We start from the raw sequence: 18,614 nt of genomic DNA on the forward strand, positions 1-18,614 counted from the left end.
AGGAGCAACGTATGAACGATACCCCCGAGCGCGCCCAGCGCGAGTCGATCATCCTGCGCGTGCTGTGGATGCTGGTGCTCCTGGTGGCCTGGCAACTGGCCGAGCTGCTGCTTGGCGGCCTGGTGCTGGTGCAGCTGATCTACCGTCTGATCTACGGCGCGCCCAGCGCCAGCCTGATGAACTTCGGTGACAGCCTGAGCCAGTACCTGGCACAGATCGGCCGTTTCGGCACCTTCCACAGCGACCAGAAACCCTGGCCGTTCGCCGACTGGCCGACCCCGCGCACCCCGGAAGGCGAAGCGCCCCACGCCGTCGCCCCGGCGCCACACCCGGTGCGTGACGAGGAGCCCAAGCTGTGAAGCTCTGGGTGCTGCGCCACGGTGAGGCCGAGCCACGGGCCAACAGCGACGCCGAGCGGCGCCTGACCACCCACGGTCGCGAGCAGGTGCTGCGTAGCGCCGCGCACCTGTTGGGCCAGCCGTTGCAGGCAATCATCGCCAGCCCCTACGTGCGTGCCCAGCAGACCGCCGCGCTGGTGCACGGCGCCCTCGGTTTTTCCGAGCCGGTGCGTACCGTGCCCTGGCTGACGCCAGAGAGCGATGTGCAGCAGGTGATCGGCGAGATCGAGCGCCTGGGGCTCGAGCATGTCCTGCTGGTCAGCCACCAACCCCTGGTGGGCAACCTGGTTGGTCAGCTTGAGCACGGCCATGCCCAGCAGCCAGCACCGTTGAGCACGGCCAGTCTGGCTGAGCTGGAGGGCGACTGGCCGCTGGCAGGCCTGATGACCCTGCGCAGCCTCAACCACCCTGGCTGACCCCTGGCAACTGGCATTTATGCCAGTTGCCGTTCGGGTCGTCTGGGCCTTAGCGTGGCGGCGTGCATGATCACAACGCAGCGCAAGGAAGCATGGATGAGCAGGCAACGCATGGAGCTGGTGCGCTCCGTCAATCCCCAGAGCGTGATCGACAAGCTGGACAGCCCCGCTGCGCTGGACTTCGCCGAGTACTGTCTGTTGCGCGACTGTGCCGACGCCAAGCTCGACCAGCTGCTGCGCCGCTTCGAAGGCCAGTACGAGCTCGAGCAACTGCGCCAGTCCGGCATCCGCATGGCGCACCTGCTGCAATCCAGTTGCCTGGCGCTGCGCCGGCTGGCGGATACTCAGCAGGACCGCCAGCTGGCCCGCGAAGCCCTTGAGTGGCAACTGGCCTACATGCGTGCCTGCTTGCACCGTTCAATGGCCAGTTTCGACCCGCGATGACCTGATCGTCACTGGCGATGACCGTTCAGGACGTTGCCGCCAGCCGGTCGCTTGCCGACAATGAGCCATCCATCCCCGTGCAGAGCAGGCGGCCATGTCGCAGCAGATCTTCTTCGCCCACGCCAATGGCTTCCCTTCGGCCACCTACGGCAAGCTGTTCGCCGCGCTGGCGCCGGACTACCAGGTGCATCACCTGGAACAGCACGCCCACGATCCGCGCTTTCCGGTCAACGACAACTGGCAGAACCTGGTGGACGAGCTGCTTCATCACCTCGAGCAGCAGGATGCGCCGGTCTGGGGCGTCGGCCACTCCCTCGGCGGCGTGCTGCACCTGCATGCCGCGCTGCGCCGGCCAGAGTTCTACCGCGGGGTGGTGATGCTCGATTCGCCGGTGCTGACCCGCGCCGACGAATGGCTGATCCAGGCCGCCAAGCGCCTGGGTTTCATCGACCGCATCACCCCGGCCGGGCGTACCCTGGGTCGGCGCGAGGCATTCCCCGACCGCGACAGTGCCCGAAACTACTTTGCCGGCAAGACTCTGTTCCGCCACTTCGACCCGGAGTGCCTGGAGGCCTACCTGGAGCATGGCCTGGCGCAGGACGAGGACGGTCTGCGCCTGCGCTTCGACCCGGCCACCGAAATCAGCATCTACCGCAGCATTCCCCATGTCAGCCCAGCCAGGCCACGTCAGTTGCAGGTGCCGCTGGCGATGGTGCGCGGCGCCCAGAGCCGGGTGATTCGCAAGCACCATGCCCTGGCCGTGCGCGCCATGGCCAAGGGCGAGTATCACAGCCTGCCGGGCGGGCACATGTTCCCGCTGGAGCGGCCCACCGACACCGCCAGCCTGATCAAGGGTCTGTTCGACCGCTGGAGCCAGGCATGAGCGCCCAGGTCAAGGAGATCCGCCTGACGCTGGGCCATATCGAACTGGCCGCGCACCTGTTCGGCCCGGCCGACGGCCTGCCGGTGATCGCCCTGCATGGCTGGCTGGACAACGCCAACAGCTTCGCCCGCCTGGCCCCGCAACTGAAGGGGCTGCGCATCGTCGCCCTGGACCTGGCCGGGCATGGCTACTCCGAGCATCGCCCGGTCGGTGCCGGCTATGCCCTGGCCGACTACGCCCACGACGTGTTGCGGGTTGCCGAGCAACTGGGCTGGGAGCGTTTCGGCCTGCTCGGTCATTCGCTCGGCGCGATCATCTCGGTGCAGCTGGCCGGGGCCTTGCCCGAGCGGGTCAGTCACCTGGCGCTGATCGACGGGGTGATTCCGCCGACGCTCAGCGAACAGGACGCTGCCGAGCGCCTGGGGCTGGCCTTGCAGGCGCAGCTGCGCCTGGAGGGCAAGCGCAAATCGGTGTACCCGACCCTGGATGAGGGCGTCGAGGCGCGCATGAAGGGCATGGTCGCGGTCAGCCGCGAAGCCGCTGAGCTGCTGGCCCAGCGCGGCCTGATGCCGGTGCCCGGCGGCTACAGCTGGCGCAGCGACAGCCGCCTCACCTTGCCTTCGCCAACCCGGCTGAACCAGGACCAGGCGATGGCCTTCGTCAAGCGCATCGCCTGCCCGGCCTGCCTGGTGGTTGCCGCCGATGGCATGCTGGCGCGCCACACGGAACTGCTGGAGCAGCTACCCTTCGAGCAGGTGACCTTGCCGGGCGGGCACCATCTGCATCTGAATGACGCCGAGGGCGCGGCCCTTGTCGCAGACTGTTTCAATCGCTTCTTTGGCATTCCTTGACTTGCACCGGACAAGTGTCGAGGCTTGGCGGGTTGAAAGGGAGACAACCATGTACATGCCAGACATCCACGCACCTTGCCCCGCCACCTGCGAGGGTGGTCGATGAGCGCACCTGTTTTCGTTCGCGGCGCCATCGCCGCCTGCCTCGCCATCGCCAGCCCGCTGCTCTGGGCTGGCAGCCTACCGGTACCCGCAGACGCCAAGGTGGTCGACCAACGCCCGGCAGTGGAGCAGGAGCGGGTCTACCCCATGGGCCCGCTGCGCAAGATCAGCGGCCGGCTAAGGGTTGAAGACAAGGTCGAGAGCCGTGGCCAGGTCAGTTCCGTGACCTACGAACTGCCGGTCGAGCGCAGCGCCCGCGAAGCCTTCACCAGCGCCCGCGAGGCATTGCAGCAGGACGGCGGCTACCCGTTGTTCTGGTGCCAGGGGCGCGACTGCGGCGAGGCCAGCCTGTGGTCCAACGACGTGTTCGCCAATGCCCGGCTCAATGGCGGCGACGAGCAGCAGGCATTCATCCTGCTGCGCCGCTCCGCCGAAGAAGGCGACACCCTGGTGGCGCTGTACAGCGTGACCCGCGGCAACCGCCGCGCCTACCTGCATGTCGAGGAGTTCGTTGCCGGCAGTCCATTGGGCGAGCTGTTGCCCACCGCTGCCACGGTGCTGCGCGAACTGCGCGACACCGGCAAGCTCGACTACCCTGATCTGGCCGAGCCCCAGGCCACCTGGGCAGCGTTGCTGGCGCGCAGCCTGAACCTCGACAGCACCCTGCGCGCCAGCCTCAGTGGCAAGGGCGCCGAAGCCTGGCGTGAGCAACTGGTCAAGGCCGGCGTGCGCAGCGCCCGGCTCGAGGTGGGCGACGCCCCGACCGAAGGCCTGCACCTGGAACTGATCCGTTGAGTGAGCGCCACCATGGCCAACAATGACCGCCTGTTGATCCAGATCCTGCTGCTGACCCTGCTGGGTGCCGCGCTGTGGGTGATGGCACCGTTCATCTCGGCGCTGCTGTGGGGCGCCATCCTGGCCTTTGCCAGCTGGCCTTTGATGCGCCTGTTGACCCGGGTGCTGGGCGGCCGCGAAACCCTCGCCGCGAGCCTGCTGACCACGGTGTGGATCCTGCTGGTGGCCTTGCCGCTGGTGTGGCTGGGGTTCAACCTGGCCGACCATGTGCGTGATGCCACCGCGTTCATTCGTGATGTGCAGGTCGATGGCTTGCCGGACGCGCCCGCCTGGGTGGCCGGTATTCCATTCGTGGGCGAGCGCCTGGTTGGCTGGTGGGAGTCCTTCGACCAGCAGGGCGCGGCCTTGCTGGCCTCGGCCAAGCCCTACCTCGGTCAGGTCGGCAACTGGCTGCTGGCCCGCAGCGCGCAGATCGGCGGGGGAGTGCTGGAGCTGACCCTGAGCCTGGTGTTCGTGTTTTTCTTCTACCGCGACGGGCCACGCCTGGCGGCCTTCGTGCACCGCCTGCTGCAACGGCTGGTGGGCGAACGCGCCGAGTACTACGTCGACCTGGTCGCTGGCACCGTGCAGCGGGTGGTCAACGGCGTGATCGGCACCGCTGCCGCCCAGGCCCTGCTGGCGCTGATCGGTTTCCTGATCGCCGGCGTGCCGGGGGCCATCGTGCTGGGCCTGGTGACCTTCATGCTCAGCCTGATCCCCATGGGCCCGCCGCTGGCCTGGATACCGGCCACCGCCTGGTTGGTCTGGAAGGGCGACTACGGCATGGCGGTATTCCTGGGCGTCTGGGGCACCTTCATCATCAGCGGCGTGGACAACGTGCTCAAGCCGTACCTGATCAGTCGCGGCGGTAACCTGCCGCTGGTCATCGTGCTGCTCGGCGTGTTCGGCGGCCTGATCGCGTTTGGCTTCATCGGGCTGTTCATCGGGCCGACCTTGCTGGCGGTGGGGTACAGCCTGCTGCTGGACTGGAGCCGCAATACCGCGCAGCACACGCCACAACACTGATCGCCATCGCGGGGCAAACCCGCTCCCACGCTGGAACCCTGTTCCCTGCGCGACAGCGCACCCGGAAGGGTTGGGTGGTCTCCCACGAAACTAGCGTGGGAGCGGGCTTGCCCCGCGATGCGTCAGCGATCTTTACGCTTTCTTTATGCCCGGGCCCCACCCCCGATCTCGCCCCTTTACGCCCCTCCCTCGGACAATTTCCCCAAAGCGGCCTTCACGCCGCAACTAGGGGAGATTCCACATGTACATGCTCGACGGGCTGTCACTGCTTCTGGCGGTGGCGTTGGCGGTTTACCTGCTGGTGGCGCTGCTGCGCGCCGATCGCGGCTAAGGGGCGACCATGCACAGTTACGATTACCTGCTGCTGCTGGCGTTCTTCGCCATCGTGCTGTTGCCGGCGCCCTGGCTCGGGCGCTTCTACTACAAGGTGATGGAAGGCCAGCGTACCTGGCTGTCTCCCCTCCTTGGCCCGGTGGAGCGGGGCTGCTACCGCCTGGCCGGGGTGAACGCCGAACAGGAGCAGGGCTGGAAGCAGTACACCCTGGCGCTGCTGGCGTTCAACCTCGCGGGCTTCCTGCTGTTGTTCGCCGTGCTGCTGCTGCAAGGCTCGCTGCCACTGAACCCGCAGCACCTGCCGGGCCAGGAGTGGTCGCTGGCGTTCAACACTGCGGTCAGCTTCATGACCAACACCAACTGGCAGGCCTACAGTGGTGAAGCCTCGGTCAGCTACCTGACGCAGATGATCGGCCTGACCGTGCAGAACTTCGTCAGCGCGGCCACCGGCCTTGCCGTACTGGTCGCCCTGTGTCGTGGCATTGCACGGCGCTCGGCCAGCACCCTGGGCAACTTCTGGGTCGACCTGACCCGCGCCACTCTCTACGGCCTGTTGCCGCTGTGCCTGGTGCTGGCGCTGCTGCTGGTCTGGCAGGGCGTGCCGCAGACCTTTGCCGACTACATCCACGCCTTGACCCTGCAGGGCACCGACCAGACCATCCCGCTGGGCCCGGCCGCCAGCCAGATCGCCATCAAGCAGTTGGGCACCAACGGCGGCGGCTTCTTCGGCGTCAACTCGGCGCACCCGTTCGAGAACCCCACGGCCTGGAGCAACCTGTTCGAAGTGGCCTCGATCATCCTGATCCCGGTGGCCCTGGTGTTCACCTTCGGCCATTACGTCAAGGATCTGCGCCAGAGCCGCGCGATCATCGCTTGCATGCTGGCGCTGTTCCTGATCGGCGGCAGCACCGCGCTGTGGTCGGAGCATCAGCCCAATCCGGCTCTGGAAAGCGCCCAGGTGCAGCAGAGCGCGCCGCTGGAAGGCAAGGAGAGCCGCTTCGGCACCACCGGTTCGGTGCTGTGGACGGTGACCACCACCTCGGCCTCCAACGGTTCGGTCAACGCCATGCACGATAGTCTCAACCCGCTGACCGGCATGGTGGCGATGATCAACATGATGCTCGGCGAGGTGATCTTCGGCGGCGTTGGCGCCGGCCTCTACGGCATGCTGCTGTTCGTGCTGATCGCCGTGTTCCTCGCCGGCCTGATGATCGGCCGCACCCCGGAATACCTGGGCAAGAAGCTGCAGGCCCGTGAAGTGCAGCTGTTGGTGGCGACCCTGCTGGTGATGCCGGTGGGCGTGCTGGTACTCGGCGCCATCGCCGCGAGCCTGCCAGGGCCGGCTGGCGCGGTCACCAACCCCGGCGCCCACGGCTTCAGCCAGCTGCTGTACGCCTACACCTCCGGCACCGCCAACAATGGCTCGGCCTTCGCCGGCTTCGGCGCCAACACGCCGTTCCACAACGTGATGATCGGCCTGGCCATGCTGATCGGCCGCTTCGGCTACATCCTGCCAGTGCTGGCCCTGGCCGGCAGCCTGGCCGCCAAGAAGAGCGCGCCGCAAGGCCTGAACAGCTTCCCCACCCACGGCCCGCTGTTCACCACGCTGCTGCTGGTGACCATCCTGCTGGTCGGTGGCCTGACCTTCCTGCCGACCCTGGCCCTGGGGCCGATTGCCGAACACCTGAGCCTGGGTTTCTGAGGAACACACCATGAACATGCCCATTCCCGAAGTGAAGGCGCGTCATAGCGCCAAGGACCAGACCCGTTTCGCCGCCCTGTGGCGCCCGGCGCTGGTGCAGGCCTTCGTCAAGCTCGACCCGCGCCAGCTCAGGCGCGCCCCGGTGATGCTGGTGGTGGCACTCACCGCCATGCTGACCACCGTGCTTTGCTTCGCCCCTGAAAGTGGCGTGAGCACTGCAGTGGCCGTACAGATCACCGTGTGGCTATGGTTCACCGTGCTGTTCGCCAACTTCGCCGAAGCCCTGGCCGAAGGCCGCGGCAAGGCCCGCGCGGACAGCCTCAAGGCCGGCAGCCAGGGCCTGGCCGCCAAGCGCCGCAAGAGCGACGGTACGTTCGAGACCGTCGCCGCCACCCAGTTGCGCAAGGACGACGTAGTGCGCGTGGTGGCCGGTGAGCTGATCCCCGGCGACGGCGAGGTGCTCGAAGGCATCGCCGCGGTCAACGAGGCGGCCATCACCGGCGAGTCCGCGCCGGTGATCCGCGAGTCCGGCGGCGACCGTTCGGCCGTTACCGGCAACACCCGCCTGGTCTCCGACTGGCTGCTGATCCGTATTACCAGCAACCCCGGCGAATCGACCCTGGACCGCATGATCGCCCTGGTCGAAGGCGCCAAGCGGCAGAAGACCCCCAACGAGATCGCCCTCGACATCCTGCTGATCGGCCTGACCCTGATCTTCCTGATCGTGGTGGTGACCCTGCAGCCGTTCGCCCGCTTCGCCGGCGGCGAGCTGCCGCTGATCTTCCTCGCCGCGCTGCTGGTGACGCTGATCCCCACCACCATCGGCGGCCTGTTGTCGGCCATCGGCATCGCCGGCATGGACCGCCTGGTGCGCCTGAACGTGATCGCTCGCTCTGGTCGCGCCGTGGAAGCGGCAGGCGACGTGCACACGCTGATGCTCGACAAGACCGGCACCATCACCTTTGGCAACCGCCGTTGCAGCGCCTTGCACGCAGCCTCCGGGGTGACCGCCAAGGAGCTGGGGGAGGGCGCCTTGCTCGCCTCGCTGGCCGATGACACAGCCGAAGGCAAGTCGATCGTCGAGTACCTGCGCCAGTTGCACGATTTCGCGGAACCTGCGAGCAACCAGTACGAAGCCATCGCCTTCAGCGCCGAGACGCGACTTTCGGGTATCGACTTCCAGCAGCGCCGCTACCGCAAGGGCGCCGTCGACGCGGTGCTGGCCTTCTGTGGCCTGCAACGCCTGGAGCTGCCCACTGCCCTGGCCCGTGAAGTGGAGCGCATCGCCCAGAGTGGCGGTACCCCGCTGCTGGTGTGCGTCGACAAGCACCTGCTCGGCGTGATCCACCTCAAGGACGTGGTCAAGCCCGGTATCCGCGAGCGCTTCGCCGAACTGCGCAAGCTTGGCATCCGTACCGTGATGGTCACCGGCGACAACCCGCTGACCGCCGCCGCCATCGCCGCCGAGGCGGGCGTCGATGACGTGCTCGCCGAGGCCACCCCGGAGAAGAAGCTGGCGCGGATCCGTCAGGAGCAGAACGACGGCCGCCTGGTGGCCATGTGCGGCGACGGCGCCAACGACGCCCCCGCGCTGGCCCAGGCCGATGTCGGCATGGCCATGAACGACGGCACCCAGGCGGCCCGCGAGGCGGCCAACATGGTCGACCTGGACAGCGACCCGACCAAGCTGCTGGACGTGGTGCAGGTGGGCAAGGAACTGCTGGTCACCCGCGGTGCGCTGACCACCTTCTCCATCGCCAACGACGTGGCCAAGTACTTCGCCATCCTGCCGGCGCTGTTTGCCGCCATCTACCCGCAGTTGGGCGTGCTCAACCTGATGCACCTGGCCAGCCCGCAGAGCGCGATCCTCTCGGCCATCGTGTTCAACGCGCTGATCATTATCGTACTGATCCCCCTGGCGCTGCGCGGGGTGCGGGTACAGGCCGCCAGCGCCGCCCATTTGCTGCGGCGCAACCTGCTGATCTACGGCCTGGGCGGCATTGTCGTGCCGTTCGCCGGGATCAAGCTGATCGACATGCTGCTCACTGCGCTGCACCTGGTCTGAGGAGACTGACATGACCGCTTACGTACGCCCGGCCCTGAGCCTGGTCCTGCTGATGACCGTGGTCACCGGCGCGCTGTATCCCCTGGCGGTGACCGGCATCGCCCAGGTCGCTTTCCCTGAACAGGCCAACGGTAGCCTGGTGCGCGATGACCGTGGCCAGGTGCGCGGCTCGGCGCTGATCGCCCAGGAGTTCAAGGGTGACGGCTGGTTCCAGTCGCGGCCTTCTGCGGGCGCCTATGCCACCGTGGCCAGTGGCGCGAGCAACCTGGCGCCGAGCAACCCGGCGCTGGCTGAACGGGTCAAGACCGATGCCTCCGTGCAGTACCAGGCGCAGCAGGGGCCGGTGCCCCAGGCGTTGTTGACCACTTCCGGCAGCGGGCTCGACCCGCACCTGCCACCCGAGGCGATCGCCTACCAGCTGCCGCGGGTGGCGGCGGCGCGACAGGTCTCGGAGGAGCGCTTGCAAGCGTTGGTGAATGGGGCCACCCTGCGCCCATTGGTCGGGCCGCCGGTGGTGAATGTGCTGGCGCTGAACCAGGCACTTGAACGCCTTGCTCCGAGCCACTGAAGCCGGGCCTGCGCAGCAGGCCCGAATTTGCTATTTCTGAAGGATCGAACATGAGCAACCCCACCCGCGCCGACGCGCTGTTGGCCGGCCTGCCCCGCGAAGGCCGCGGCAGGCTCAAGGTGTTCCTCGGCGCCGCGCCCGGGGTCGGCAAGACCTTTGCCATGCTCCAGGCCGCCCACGCCCAGCAGCGCCAGGGCGTGCAAGTGGTGGCCGGAGTGGTCGAGACCCACGGCCGCGCCGAGACCGAGGCCCTGCTCGGCGGGTTGACCCAACAACCCCTGCTGCGCAGCGAATACCGCGGCGTGATGCTCGAGGAAATGGACCTCGACGGCCTGCTCAAGGCCGCGCCACCGCTGGTGCTGGTCGACGAACTGGCGCACACCAATGCCCCCGGCTGCCGCCACGCCAAGCGCTGGCAGGACGTGCAGGAACTGCTCGCCGCCGGCATCGACGTCTACACCACGGTCAACGTCCAGCACCTGGAAAGCCTCAACGACAAGGTCCGCGATATCACCGGCGTGCAGGTGCGCGAGACGTTGCCCGACTGGGTATTGCAGGAGGCCTTCGAACTGGTGCTGATCGACCTGCCGCCGCGCGAGCTGCTCGAGCGCTTGCGCGAGGGCAAGGTCTACGTGCCCGAGCAGGCGCGGGCGGCCATCGAGGCCTATTTCTCCCAGACCAACCTCACCGCCCTGCGTGAGCTGGCCATGCAGACCGCCGCCGCCCAGGTGGACGCGGACCTGGCCAGCGGCTACCGCCAACGCGGCCAGGAAGCCCCGGCCCTGCGCGGCCGGCTGCTGGTGGGCATCGATGGCGACGAGCAGGCCGAACGCCTGGTGCGCCATGCCTGCCGCGTCGCCCAGCGTCGCCATTTGCCATGGAGCGTGGTCCACGTCGACAACGGCCGCCTGCGTGACGAGACGGCCCGCCATCGCTTGCAGGCCGCCCAGCAACTGGCCGAGCGCCTCGGCGGCGAAGTGGTGCTGCTGCGCGCCGGCGAAGTGGCGCGCACGCTGATCCAGCACGCCGCCGAGCGCCGCGCCAGTCTGGTGCTGGTGGGCCAGTCCCGTGATCTGTTGCGTCGTCGCCTGTTCGGAGCCGGCGTGGCGGCGCGCCTGCTGCGTGAGAGCCACGGCCTGGAGATCAACGTGCTCGACCGCGACGCCCAGCCGCCAGCGGCGCGCACAGCTGTAAAGCGCGTATGGGTGTGGCGCCATTATGTGTTGGCGCTGGTCGCCACGCTGCTGGCCGCAGGCCTGGCCTGGGCCGTGTCGAGTGTGCTGGCGCTGCCCAACATCTCCCTGGTGTTCCTCGCCGCCGTACTGCTGGTGGCAGTGCGCAGCAGCCTCGGGCCGGCGCTGGCGTGCGCGGCGCTGTCGTTCCTCACCTACGACTTCCTGTTCATCCCACCGAACTTCTCCTTCGCCATCCAGCGCGAAGAAGACGTGCTGACCCTGGTGTTCTTCCTGCTGATGGCCGCGCTCACCGGCAACCTCGCCGCGCGCCAGCGCCGCCAGTTGCAGGCATTGCGCGAGACCCAGGCAGAGACTCGCCAGTTGCTCGACCTGTCGCGTCGCCTGACCGTGGCCACCGACCGCCAGGCGGTGTTCAACGCTGCCGGCCAGCATATGGATGGCTGGCAGGGTGTGCAGGTGTGTCTGCTCGAACGCAGCGCCGACGGCCTGCTGCAGGTGGCCAGCGGTGGCTCGCCAGCCTTCACCGACAACGAACGCGCCGCCGCCGAATGGGCCTGGCAACATGGCCAGGCCGCGGGCTTCGGCAGTGACACCTTGCCCCACGGCCGCTGGTGGTGGTGGCCGCTGGCCGTGGAGGAACAGCCCCTGGCCCTGCTCGGCATCCGCCCACGCGAAGGCGAACCACTGAGTGACCCGCGCCGCCGGTTGTTGATGGCCCTGGCGCAGCCCCTGGCCCAGGCCCTGGCCCGCGCCCGCCTGGGCGAGCAACTGGAAGCCGCCCGCCTGCACGGTGAAACCGAGCAACTGCGCAGCGCATTGCTCGCCTCGGTGTCCCACGACCTGCGCACGCCGCTGACGTCGATGCGCGGCAGCATCGACAGCCTGCTGGCGCTGGGCGACGCGATTCCCCCAGACGACCGCCGCGAGTTGCTGGAAGGCACGCGCAACGAAGCCGAGCGCCTGGATCGCTACATCCAGAATTTGCTGGACATGACCCGCCTGGGCCACGGCACGCTCAAGCTGGCCCGCGACTGGGTAGCCCCGGCCGATATCGTTGGCAGCGCCCTGAACCGCCTGCGCGTGGTGCTGGCGCCCCTGCGGGTGCACACCGAAGTGCCGCCCGAGCTGCCGCTGCTGTTCGTGCATGCGGCGTTGATCGAGCAGGCGTTGATCAACGTGCTGGAAAACGCCGCGCGCTTTTCCCCGGCCAATGGCCGGCTGCAATTGCAGGTCTCGGTGCAGGACGAACAGCTGTGCCTCACGGTTGCCGACGAGGGCCCCGGCATCCCCCAGGACGAGCGCGAAAAGATCTTCGACATGTTCTACACCGCCGCCCGCGGCGATCGGGGCGGGCAGGGCACCGGCCTGGGCCTGGCGATCTGCCAGGGCATGATCGGTGCCCATGGCGGGCGCATCCTGGTCGACGATGGCATCGATGGCCACGGCACCCGCATCACTCTATGCTTGCCGCTGCCGACCCAACCCGACACTGAAAGTGAAGCCCCATGAGCCAAGCCGCCACCCTGCTGGTCATCGACGACGAGCCGCAGATCCGCAAGTTCCTGCGTATCAGCCTGGCGTCCCAGGGCTACAAGGTGATCGAGGCCGGCACCGGTAGCGAGGGCCTGGCCCAGGCCGCCCTGAACAAACCCGACCTGGTGGTGCTCGACCTCGGCCTGCCGGACATGGACGGCCAGCAGGTGCTGCGCGAGCTGCGTGAATGGAGCACGGTGCCGGTGATGGTGCTGTCGGTGCGTGCCAGCGAAGTGCAGAAGGTCGATGCGCTGGACGGCGGGGCCAACGACTACGTGACCAAGCCGTTCGGTATCCAGGAGTTCCTCGCCCGGGTGCGGGCGTTGCTGCGCCAGGCGCCCCAGGTGGGTGCAGCCACGTCGGCGGCGAGCTTTGGGCCATTAGTGGTGGATTTTGCCTATCGCAAGGTGACCCTGGAGGGCGTCGAAGTGGCGCTTACACGCAAGGAGTACGCGCTGCTGGCGCAACTGGCCGGGCATCCCGGGCGGGTGATCACCCAGCAGCAACTGCTCAAGGACATCTGGGGGCCGACCCATGTCGATGACACCCACTACCTGCGCATCGTGGTGGGGCATCTGCGGCAGAAGCTGGGCGACGACCCCACCGCGCCGCGATTCATCATCACCGAGGCGGGGGTGGGGTATCGGTTGGTGGCGCCCTGATGCGCACGGCTGGAACGTGGACGGTCGGGCCGTCAGCTATCGACCCGGGCGCGGGCGCCGAGCTGGATGAGCAGGGCATCATGCAGGGTCATGATCGCTTCCTCCATCTGGGCGGCAAGGGCCGCCAGTTGCTCGTTCGAAGCCCCTGACCGACAGGCGTCCTCGAAGCACTCGCACTGCCGGACGATCGCCTGCGCGCAGATGATCCTGGCCCCACCCTTGATCTTGTGCGCGATGTTCTCAAGCTGCGTGCGGTCACCGTGGAGGCTGGCGTGCAACTCGCAGATGTCCTTCTCGTTTTCCAGGATCAGCTTGTGCAACAGTTCGTCGGTGATGAAGTCGGCCTGGGCCGGCTCGCGAGCATCCGCGCAAGGCGCAGGGCAGGCAACACGGGTGTCGATGGTGTCGAGCTTTTCGCCCAGGTCGACCAGCCGGGCAGGTTTGAACAGGCAGTCGTCCATGCCCGCCTCCAGGCAGCGCTCGCGTTCATCGGCAAGGGCATTGGCGGTGAAGCCGAACACCGTGCAGCGGGGGCGTTGCTGGGCGGTTTCGGCCGAACGGATGGCGCGCACCAGGTCGTAGCCGCTCATTTCGGGCATGTTGCAATCGGTGATCACGACATCCACCCGCTGCGCATTCCAGGCGGCGAAGGCCTGGGCGCAGGTGCTGGCCTGCAGCACTCGGTGGCCCAGGTAGCTGAGCTGGCGATCGAGCAAGGTCAGGTTCGCCGGGTGGTCGTCGACGATCAACACGGTGAGCGCGCGCCTGGCCGGCTGGGCGAACAACTCGGATGCCTGGGGGATCAGCGGAAGTTGTTCGAGGGTCGGCAAGACCAGGCAGATGGTGACGCACGTGCCCTTGTGCGGTTCGCTGCTGATGGTCAGCCTGCCGCCCATCAGTTCGGCCAGGGTCTTGCAGATCGCCAGCCCCAGCCCGGTGCCTTGCTTGCGGGTGCCCTGGCCATCGGCCACCTGCACGAAGGGCGCGAAGATGCGTTGCTGGTCGGCGGCGCGTATGCCGATACCGGTGTCGCTGACACTGAGTGCCACTGTCAGTTGGTTGTGCGGTGCTTCGGGGAGGGAAACCGCTTGCAGGCGGATCAGCACACTGCCTTTTTCGGTGAATTTGATGGCGTTGGCCACCAGATTGGAGAGAATCTGCTTGAACCGCAGGGTATCGACCAGTACATCGGCCTGGATCGCTGGGTCCAGCTCCAGCCTGATGGCCAGGCTCTTCTGCCGGGCGAGCCCTTCGAACACCCGGAACACCGACGTGGCGATGGCGCCCAGATTGCCGCGTGAGGGTGCCAGTGACAGATGGCCGGACTCGACCTTGATTACATCGAGGATGTTGCCGATCAGTTCGAGCAGCCCGTTGGCCGAGTCGTAGGCCACTTCGATGGCGAAGCGGTCAAGATTGCCCTGGTCAGCTTGTTTCAACGACATTTCCAGCATGCCGATGACCGCGTTCAGCGGGGTGCGGATCTCATGGCTCATCGTGGCCAGGAAGGTGGTCTTGGCTTTGTTGGCGATGTCGGCCTGTTCCTTGGCGGCGATCAGGCTGACTTCCAGGACCTTTCGCGCAGTGATGTCGACCCAACCGCCGACGACGCCCTGGATCTCCCCCTGGATGTCGCGGTAGGGCAGGATCCAGTGGTAGATATCACGTGTTTCCCCGCTGTCTCTCAAGCGTATGCGCCGGTCTGAAATGATGCGGGCACCCTCGCGGATCACCCGCGCGTAATCCTGCAGGTAGCGTTCTTCCTCGGCGGGCGTCGCGGAGGGGGCCTGGTCGAGGTTGTTGCCGATGACCTCGTCGCGCTTCAGCGACAGGGCTTCGAGGTAGGAGGCATTGCAATGCAGCATGATGCCGGCCTTGTCGCGGATGTAAATGGGGTTGGGCGTGCCATCGATCAGGCTGTTCATGAACCCGAGCTGGTCGCCCAGGGCGCGTTCGGCACTTCTGCGCTTGATGATCTGCCGCCTGAGATGCAGCGCCCAGCCGAGCGACACGACCAGCAGCAAGGTGAAGAGCGAGCCCAGTTGCAGCAGTATTGTCTTGTTGCGCACCCAGAACGACGGCCCGGTGTGGGGCCCGTCGGTCCAGTGATCATTGATGGCGTCGATTTTCTGGGCCGGTGTGGCCAGCAGCGACTTGTCGAGGATGGAGGCGAGGATGTCATTGTCGTGCAGGCTGGCGAACGAGACAGTCTCGGAGGTGTCGCCGATCACCGAGGCGACCCGCAGTCCGTCGAAGCCGTTGCGGATCTTGTACTGCGCCGACACCAGCACGTCGATGGCGGCGTCGGCCTTGCCCATTGCCACCCGCTCGAAGGCTTCGCCGATCGTGTCGACCTGGACCAGTTTCACGTCCGGGATGTCCTTGAGGATATGCGTGCTCGCCCGGCTGTCGTGTACCGTCGCGAGCGTCTTGCCGGCCAGCGACGATACCGAGGTGATGGCCGTGTTGTCCTTGCGCGCCACCAGTACCAGCGTGCTCACCAGGTACGGTCGCGAGAACGATACCTTGGGGTTTTGCATCAGGTCGGGGTTCAACGCGCCGACCAGGTCGAACTCGCGCCTGGCCAGGGCGTCGACCAGTTGTTGTTCGGTCAGCCCGCTGGCTGGCAGCAGCTTGAACGACAGGCCCGACTGGGCGCTGATGACCGCCAGCAAGTCGTTGACGATACCCTCGACCTGGCCGCGCTTGACGACCTTGGAAAAGGGCAGGTCATCGGCCTCGACCATGACCCGGACCACCGGGTTGTTGGCGATCCATTGCAGTTCGGTCTGCGAATACTGGACCCGCTGCGCGCCGAAGATGTAACTGCCATTGACGTCCCAGCGCCTGATGATGGGCATGCTGTCACTGGTCGCGATCGACAGCAGTGCCGTATCCACCAGGCGTTTCAAGGGGGTGTCGGCCCTTTTCATGGCAAAGGAGAAGTTGCTCACGTGGATGGCGGAGAAGTTGGCGGCGCGCAATTGCCTGAACGAGCTGTTGCCCGCCCAGTGCCCGGTGCTGACCAGATCGCCCAGGTAGACGTCGGCCTGGCCGAAGGCCACGGCGCCGATCCCGCTTGCCGTCGACGGGAACAATTGCAAGGTGGCCTCCGGGTAGAACGCATGCACGGCCGCCGCGGGAAGGTAATGGTTGAGCATGGCGATGCGCTTGCCCGCCAGGCGGGTGTTGACCGACACTTCCTCACCTACCCGGGTCAGCAGCACGGGCTGGTCGTCCAGGTAGGGCAGGCTCAGCAGCAGTTCGGGGTCGGCCGACTCGAAGCTGTTCGCGCTGCCCAGCAGGTCGATTTCGCCGTGCTTGAGCGCTTCGATCGCTCGGGCGCGCGAGGGGTACTGGCGTACCTGCACGGCGATCTTCAGGATCTTGGCGATCAGGCCGGCGTACTCGGCGGTGATGCCGTCATACATCAGGCCATTGATGCTGATGTCCAGCGGTGGGTAGTCTGGCGCGGACACGCCGATGTGCAGGACGGCCTTACGGCTCAACCACGCGCGATCTTCAGCGCTCAGCGGCACGGCGGCGGAGACATAGGCACGCTCGACCAGCTTCAAGGATTGGGCAGAGCGCAGGGGTTCTTCAGCAAGGGCACCGGTACTGGCGGTCGAGCAGCCTGCGACGGCCACCAGCAGGCTAAACCAGGACGGGGCGGGCATCATGCGATCAGGTCCCGCCTGGCGACATCGAGCAGGTCCACGAAGGTATTGACCTGGAGCTTGTCCATGATCCGGTGCTTGTAGCTGCTGATGGTCTTGTTGCTGAGCATCATCGCATCGGCGATTTCCTTGTTGGTCGCGCCCGCGGCCAGCTGCCGCAGCACTTCGATTTCGCGGGCGGTGAGGCAACTGGTGCCGATCCTTGCCTTCGGGCTGGTGACCAGGTTGCTCAAGGGCAGGTTGGGGAAGTACGAGTAACCGGCCTTGATCGCCGCCAGGGCGCCGCTGAACTCGCTCATGTCGCCTGCCTTGCAGACGAAGCCGGCGGCGCCCGCCCACATGCAGCGCGGCGAAAACACGGCGGCCGGCTGCGAGGTGAAGACCAGGGTCTTGGCCAGGCTGCCTTGCAGCTTCAGGCGCTGGATGACGGCAAGGCCATCGATCTCGGGGATGCCGATATCGAGTATCAACAAGTCCGGCGCCAAGTCACGAACCAGCTGGATGCCCTCCTTGCCATTGCTGGCTTCACCGACCACTTCAAATCCACTGTTCTGCAGTACGGTTTTCACCGCCATGCGAATGACCGGATGATCGTCGATGATAATGGCACGTTGCATGTTGTTACCTCGCTTGAGTCGACAGTGTGAGTCAGGATTGATCTGGGCCGAGGAACGTCCGCCCTCGGCGCTGATCGCGCAGCCGGCAGCAGGTGTCGATCAGGTCGATGGCGCTCTTTGCTCTAGTCCGCCCCGAGTCCTTTATAAAGTCGCAACCCAGCTCGGAAAGTTGAGAAATATCGCGCGGAACAGCGTCGACCACGCCAACGACAGTCAGGCCCAGCGCCCGGGCGTAACTGACAATGCTCCAGCTGTTCAGGGTGTGCACATAGACGGCGGGCGGGCGTGCAGGATTGGTCGCGCAGTGAAGGTCGATGGTGATTTCGCTGACCGGCAGACACGCCATGCGCTCCTTTGCAATGGCGGCATCCACCCCGTCGCACCTGAGGCAGACGCCAAAGCCTATCCGCCTGAGTTTCAGCAAGTTCAGATGTGCCGAGGCAGTGCAGGCGTCGAGCGCCCGGGCCTGGATTTCGAAGGTGATGGCGAAGGGGGATATGCCATAACGCAGGGCCAGGCCGGCAACGGTACGAAGCAGGTCGGCGCTACAAAGTGCCAGCGGAAAAAGTGCCAACGTAATCGTTACATCATGGCGCTCATCTTTCAAGGTGCGCTGTAGCGAGAATACCTGGTTGAGCATGCTGACAAAAAGTTTGTCGAAGTGCTGGGGCGCGTCAAAGTATTTGAGGAACTCGGCCTGTGCCATCAACGTACGGTCTGCACGGCGCCATTGCATCTCCGCGTCGACACGCAGTCTGTCTGTGAAGGCAATACCGAATTGTGGGCGGTAGTGGGCGATGAACTGTCTTTTTTCCAGCGCATCGTCTATTTCCTGCGGATCGAAGAGGACCGCGTTGTTCATGGCACGCGCACGGCGGCGATGAGTCAGGTATTCGTCGATGAGTACATGCAGGTCTGTCTGGCTGGGCGGGGAGGGTAACTCGCCGAACATGTGCAGCCCCATCCGGCTGCCTGTCGAAAGGATATTGCCCAAGGTATCGGCGGGCAGTTTGCCGTGGTGCGTGACTGCGCAGAAGATCTCCAGCGAGCCCATCCAGCGCATCAGCCGCAAACCGTCGAGACCGACCAGCGAGGCGGCCTCGCAGAGCACCAGCGTCAGGGACGCTGGCATTGGCAACGCGCGTACCCCTCGGCTGCCAGCACGCTCGATGATGCTGCTGAAACCCACCTGCCTCAACAGTGCCACGGCCTGAGCGCGCAACGTGCCATCGGTCTCGATGACCAGTGCGGTGGCATTTTCAAGGCATGCCGCTTTCGATCTGTTCACATGCCTGTTCCTTGCTGGG

At 66.4% G+C, this 18,614-nt stretch carries 16 protein-coding genes; 13 read left to right on the plus strand and 3 right to left on the minus strand.

The window, feature by feature from the left end; translation table 11 throughout:
- Positions 1 to 11: 11 nt before the first annotated feature.
- The 13 genes from ABZO33_RS22790 (at position 12) to ABZO33_RS22850 (ending at position 13,013) form a co-directional block, all read left to right on the plus strand.
- Positions 12 to 359, plus strand: a complete 348-nt coding sequence (locus ABZO33_RS22790) for a DUF4389 domain-containing protein (RefSeq protein WP_414537872.1) — start codon at positions 12 to 14, stop codon at positions 357 to 359.
- Positions 356 to 814 carry a phosphohistidine phosphatase SixA gene (gene sixA, locus ABZO33_RS22795; protein ID WP_414537873.1) on the plus strand — a complete coding sequence of 153 codons (459 nt, stop codon included), beginning with the start codon at positions 356 to 358 and terminating at the stop codon, positions 812 to 814. Before ABZO33_RS22790 ends, sixA begins: the two co-directional genes overlap by 4 nt.
- Before the next feature lie 96 nt (positions 815 to 910).
- Positions 911 to 1,258: a hypothetical protein gene (locus ABZO33_RS22800; protein ID WP_414537874.1), complete on the plus strand. Its 348-nt coding sequence runs from the start codon at positions 911 to 913 to the stop codon at positions 1,256 to 1,258.
- Between the two features lie 94 nt (positions 1,259 to 1,352).
- Entirely contained in the window at positions 1,353 to 2,141 is a 789-nt protein-coding gene (locus tag ABZO33_RS22805) for an alpha/beta fold hydrolase (protein WP_414537875.1), read from the plus strand.
- Positions 2,138 to 2,992, plus strand: a complete 855-nt coding sequence (locus ABZO33_RS22810) for an alpha/beta hydrolase (RefSeq protein ID WP_414537876.1) — start codon at positions 2,138 to 2,140, stop codon at positions 2,990 to 2,992. The genes ABZO33_RS22805 and ABZO33_RS22810 overlap by 4 nt, the downstream gene beginning before the upstream one ends.
- Positions 2,993 to 3,094: 102 nt before the next feature.
- On the plus strand, positions 3,095 to 3,889 hold the full coding sequence (locus ABZO33_RS22815; protein ID WP_414537877.1) for a DUF4892 domain-containing protein: 795 nt from the start codon (positions 3,095 to 3,097) through the stop codon (positions 3,887 to 3,889).
- A 12-nt stretch (positions 3,890 to 3,901) separates the two neighbouring features.
- On the plus strand, positions 3,902 to 4,954 hold the full coding sequence (locus tag ABZO33_RS22820) for an AI-2E family transporter (protein ID WP_414537878.1): 1,053 nt from the start codon (positions 3,902 to 3,904) through the stop codon (positions 4,952 to 4,954).
- A gap of 241 nt (positions 4,955 to 5,195) precedes the next feature.
- Positions 5,196 to 5,285, plus strand: coding sequence for a K(+)-transporting ATPase subunit F (gene kdpF, locus ABZO33_RS22825; RefSeq protein ID WP_011534724.1), 90 nt, complete (start codon positions 5,196 to 5,198; stop codon positions 5,283 to 5,285).
- A 9-nt stretch (positions 5,286 to 5,294) separates the two neighbouring features.
- On the plus strand, positions 5,295 to 6,989 hold the full coding sequence (gene kdpA, locus ABZO33_RS22830) for a potassium-transporting ATPase subunit KdpA (protein WP_414537879.1): 1,695 nt from the start codon (positions 5,295 to 5,297) through the stop codon (positions 6,987 to 6,989).
- Between the two features lie 10 nt (positions 6,990 to 6,999).
- Complete coding sequence (kdpB, locus tag ABZO33_RS22835; protein WP_414537880.1) at positions 7,000 to 9,054, plus strand: potassium-transporting ATPase subunit KdpB; 2,055 nt, start codon at positions 7,000 to 7,002, stop codon at positions 9,052 to 9,054.
- A gap of 10 nt (positions 9,055 to 9,064) precedes the next feature.
- Positions 9,065 to 9,622, plus strand: a complete 558-nt coding sequence (kdpC, locus tag ABZO33_RS22840; RefSeq protein ID WP_414537881.1) for a potassium-transporting ATPase subunit KdpC — start codon at positions 9,065 to 9,067, stop codon at positions 9,620 to 9,622.
- Positions 9,623 to 9,672: 50 nt separating this feature from the next.
- On the plus strand, positions 9,673 to 12,327 hold the full coding sequence (locus ABZO33_RS22845) for a DUF4118 domain-containing protein (protein WP_414537882.1): 2,655 nt from the start codon (positions 9,673 to 9,675) through the stop codon (positions 12,325 to 12,327).
- Positions 12,324 to 13,013, plus strand: a complete 690-nt coding sequence (locus tag ABZO33_RS22850) for a response regulator (protein WP_414537883.1) — start codon at positions 12,324 to 12,326, stop codon at positions 13,011 to 13,013. The genes ABZO33_RS22845 and ABZO33_RS22850 overlap by 4 nt, the downstream gene beginning before the upstream one ends.
- Before the next feature lie 32 nt (positions 13,014 to 13,045).
- Here ABZO33_RS22850 and ABZO33_RS22855 read toward each other — a convergent pair whose 3' ends face one another.
- From ABZO33_RS22855 to ABZO33_RS22865, 3 genes are read right to left on the minus strand one after another with little or no spacing between them, the layout of a single operon-like run.
- The gene (locus tag ABZO33_RS22855; protein ID WP_414537884.1) at positions 13,046 to 16,693 is read right to left on the minus strand and encodes an ATP-binding protein; all 3,648 of its coding nucleotides are present in this window, start codon (positions 16,691 to 16,693) and stop codon (positions 13,046 to 13,048) included.
- Positions 16,690 to 17,307 (minus strand): response regulator, encoded by a 618-nt coding sequence (locus ABZO33_RS22860; RefSeq protein WP_414537885.1) that lies wholly within the window; start codon positions 17,305 to 17,307, stop codon positions 16,690 to 16,692. The genes ABZO33_RS22855 and ABZO33_RS22860 overlap by 4 nt, the downstream gene beginning before the upstream one ends.
- A gap of 31 nt (positions 17,308 to 17,338) precedes the next feature.
- Complete coding sequence (locus ABZO33_RS22865; protein ID WP_414537886.1) at positions 17,339 to 18,595, minus strand: EAL domain-containing protein; 1,257 nt, start codon at positions 18,593 to 18,595, stop codon at positions 17,339 to 17,341.
- Positions 18,596 to 18,614 lie beyond the last annotated feature (19 nt).

Source organism: Pseudomonas sp. CAM1A (assembly GCF_047501685.1).
GTDB lineage: Bacteria > Pseudomonadota > Gammaproteobacteria > Pseudomonadales > Pseudomonadaceae > Aquipseudomonas.

Bases quoted from the DNA above. Each gene is read 5' to 3' on its own strand.
- ABZO33_RS22790 (WP_414537872.1), top strand. From the start codon at position 12: ATGAACGATACCCCCGAGCGCGCCCAGCGCGAGTCGATCATCCTGCGC.
- ABZO33_RS22800 (WP_414537874.1), top strand. From the start codon at position 911: ATGAGCAGGCAACGCATGGAGCTGGTGCGCTCCGTCAATCCCCAGAGC.
- ABZO33_RS22805 (WP_414537875.1), top strand. From the start codon at position 1,353: ATGTCGCAGCAGATCTTCTTCGCCCACGCCAATGGCTTCCCTTCGGCC.
- ABZO33_RS22810 (WP_414537876.1), top strand. From the start codon at position 2,138: ATGAGCGCCCAGGTCAAGGAGATCCGCCTGACGCTGGGCCATATCGAA.
- ABZO33_RS22815 (WP_414537877.1), top strand. From the start codon at position 3,095: ATGAGCGCACCTGTTTTCGTTCGCGGCGCCATCGCCGCCTGCCTCGCC.
- ABZO33_RS22820 (WP_414537878.1), top strand. From the start codon at position 3,902: ATGGCCAACAATGACCGCCTGTTGATCCAGATCCTGCTGCTGACCCTG.
- kdpF (WP_011534724.1), top strand. From the start codon at position 5,196: ATGTACATGCTCGACGGGCTGTCACTGCTTCTGGCGGTGGCGTTGGCG.
- kdpA (WP_414537879.1), top strand. From the start codon at position 5,295: ATGCACAGTTACGATTACCTGCTGCTGCTGGCGTTCTTCGCCATCGTG.
- kdpB (WP_414537880.1), top strand. From the start codon at position 7,000: ATGAACATGCCCATTCCCGAAGTGAAGGCGCGTCATAGCGCCAAGGAC.
- kdpC (WP_414537881.1), top strand. From the start codon at position 9,065: ATGACCGCTTACGTACGCCCGGCCCTGAGCCTGGTCCTGCTGATGACC.
- ABZO33_RS22845 (WP_414537882.1), top strand. From the start codon at position 9,673: ATGAGCAACCCCACCCGCGCCGACGCGCTGTTGGCCGGCCTGCCCCGC.
- ABZO33_RS22850 (WP_414537883.1), top strand. From the start codon at position 12,324: ATGAGCCAAGCCGCCACCCTGCTGGTCATCGACGACGAGCCGCAGATC.
- ABZO33_RS22855 (WP_414537884.1), bottom strand. From the start codon at position 16,693: ATGATGCCCGCCCCGTCCTGGTTTAGCCTGCTGGTGGCCGTCGCAGGC.
- ABZO33_RS22860 (WP_414537885.1), bottom strand. From the start codon at position 17,307: ATGCAACGTGCCATTATCATCGACGATCATCCGGTCATTCGCATGGCG.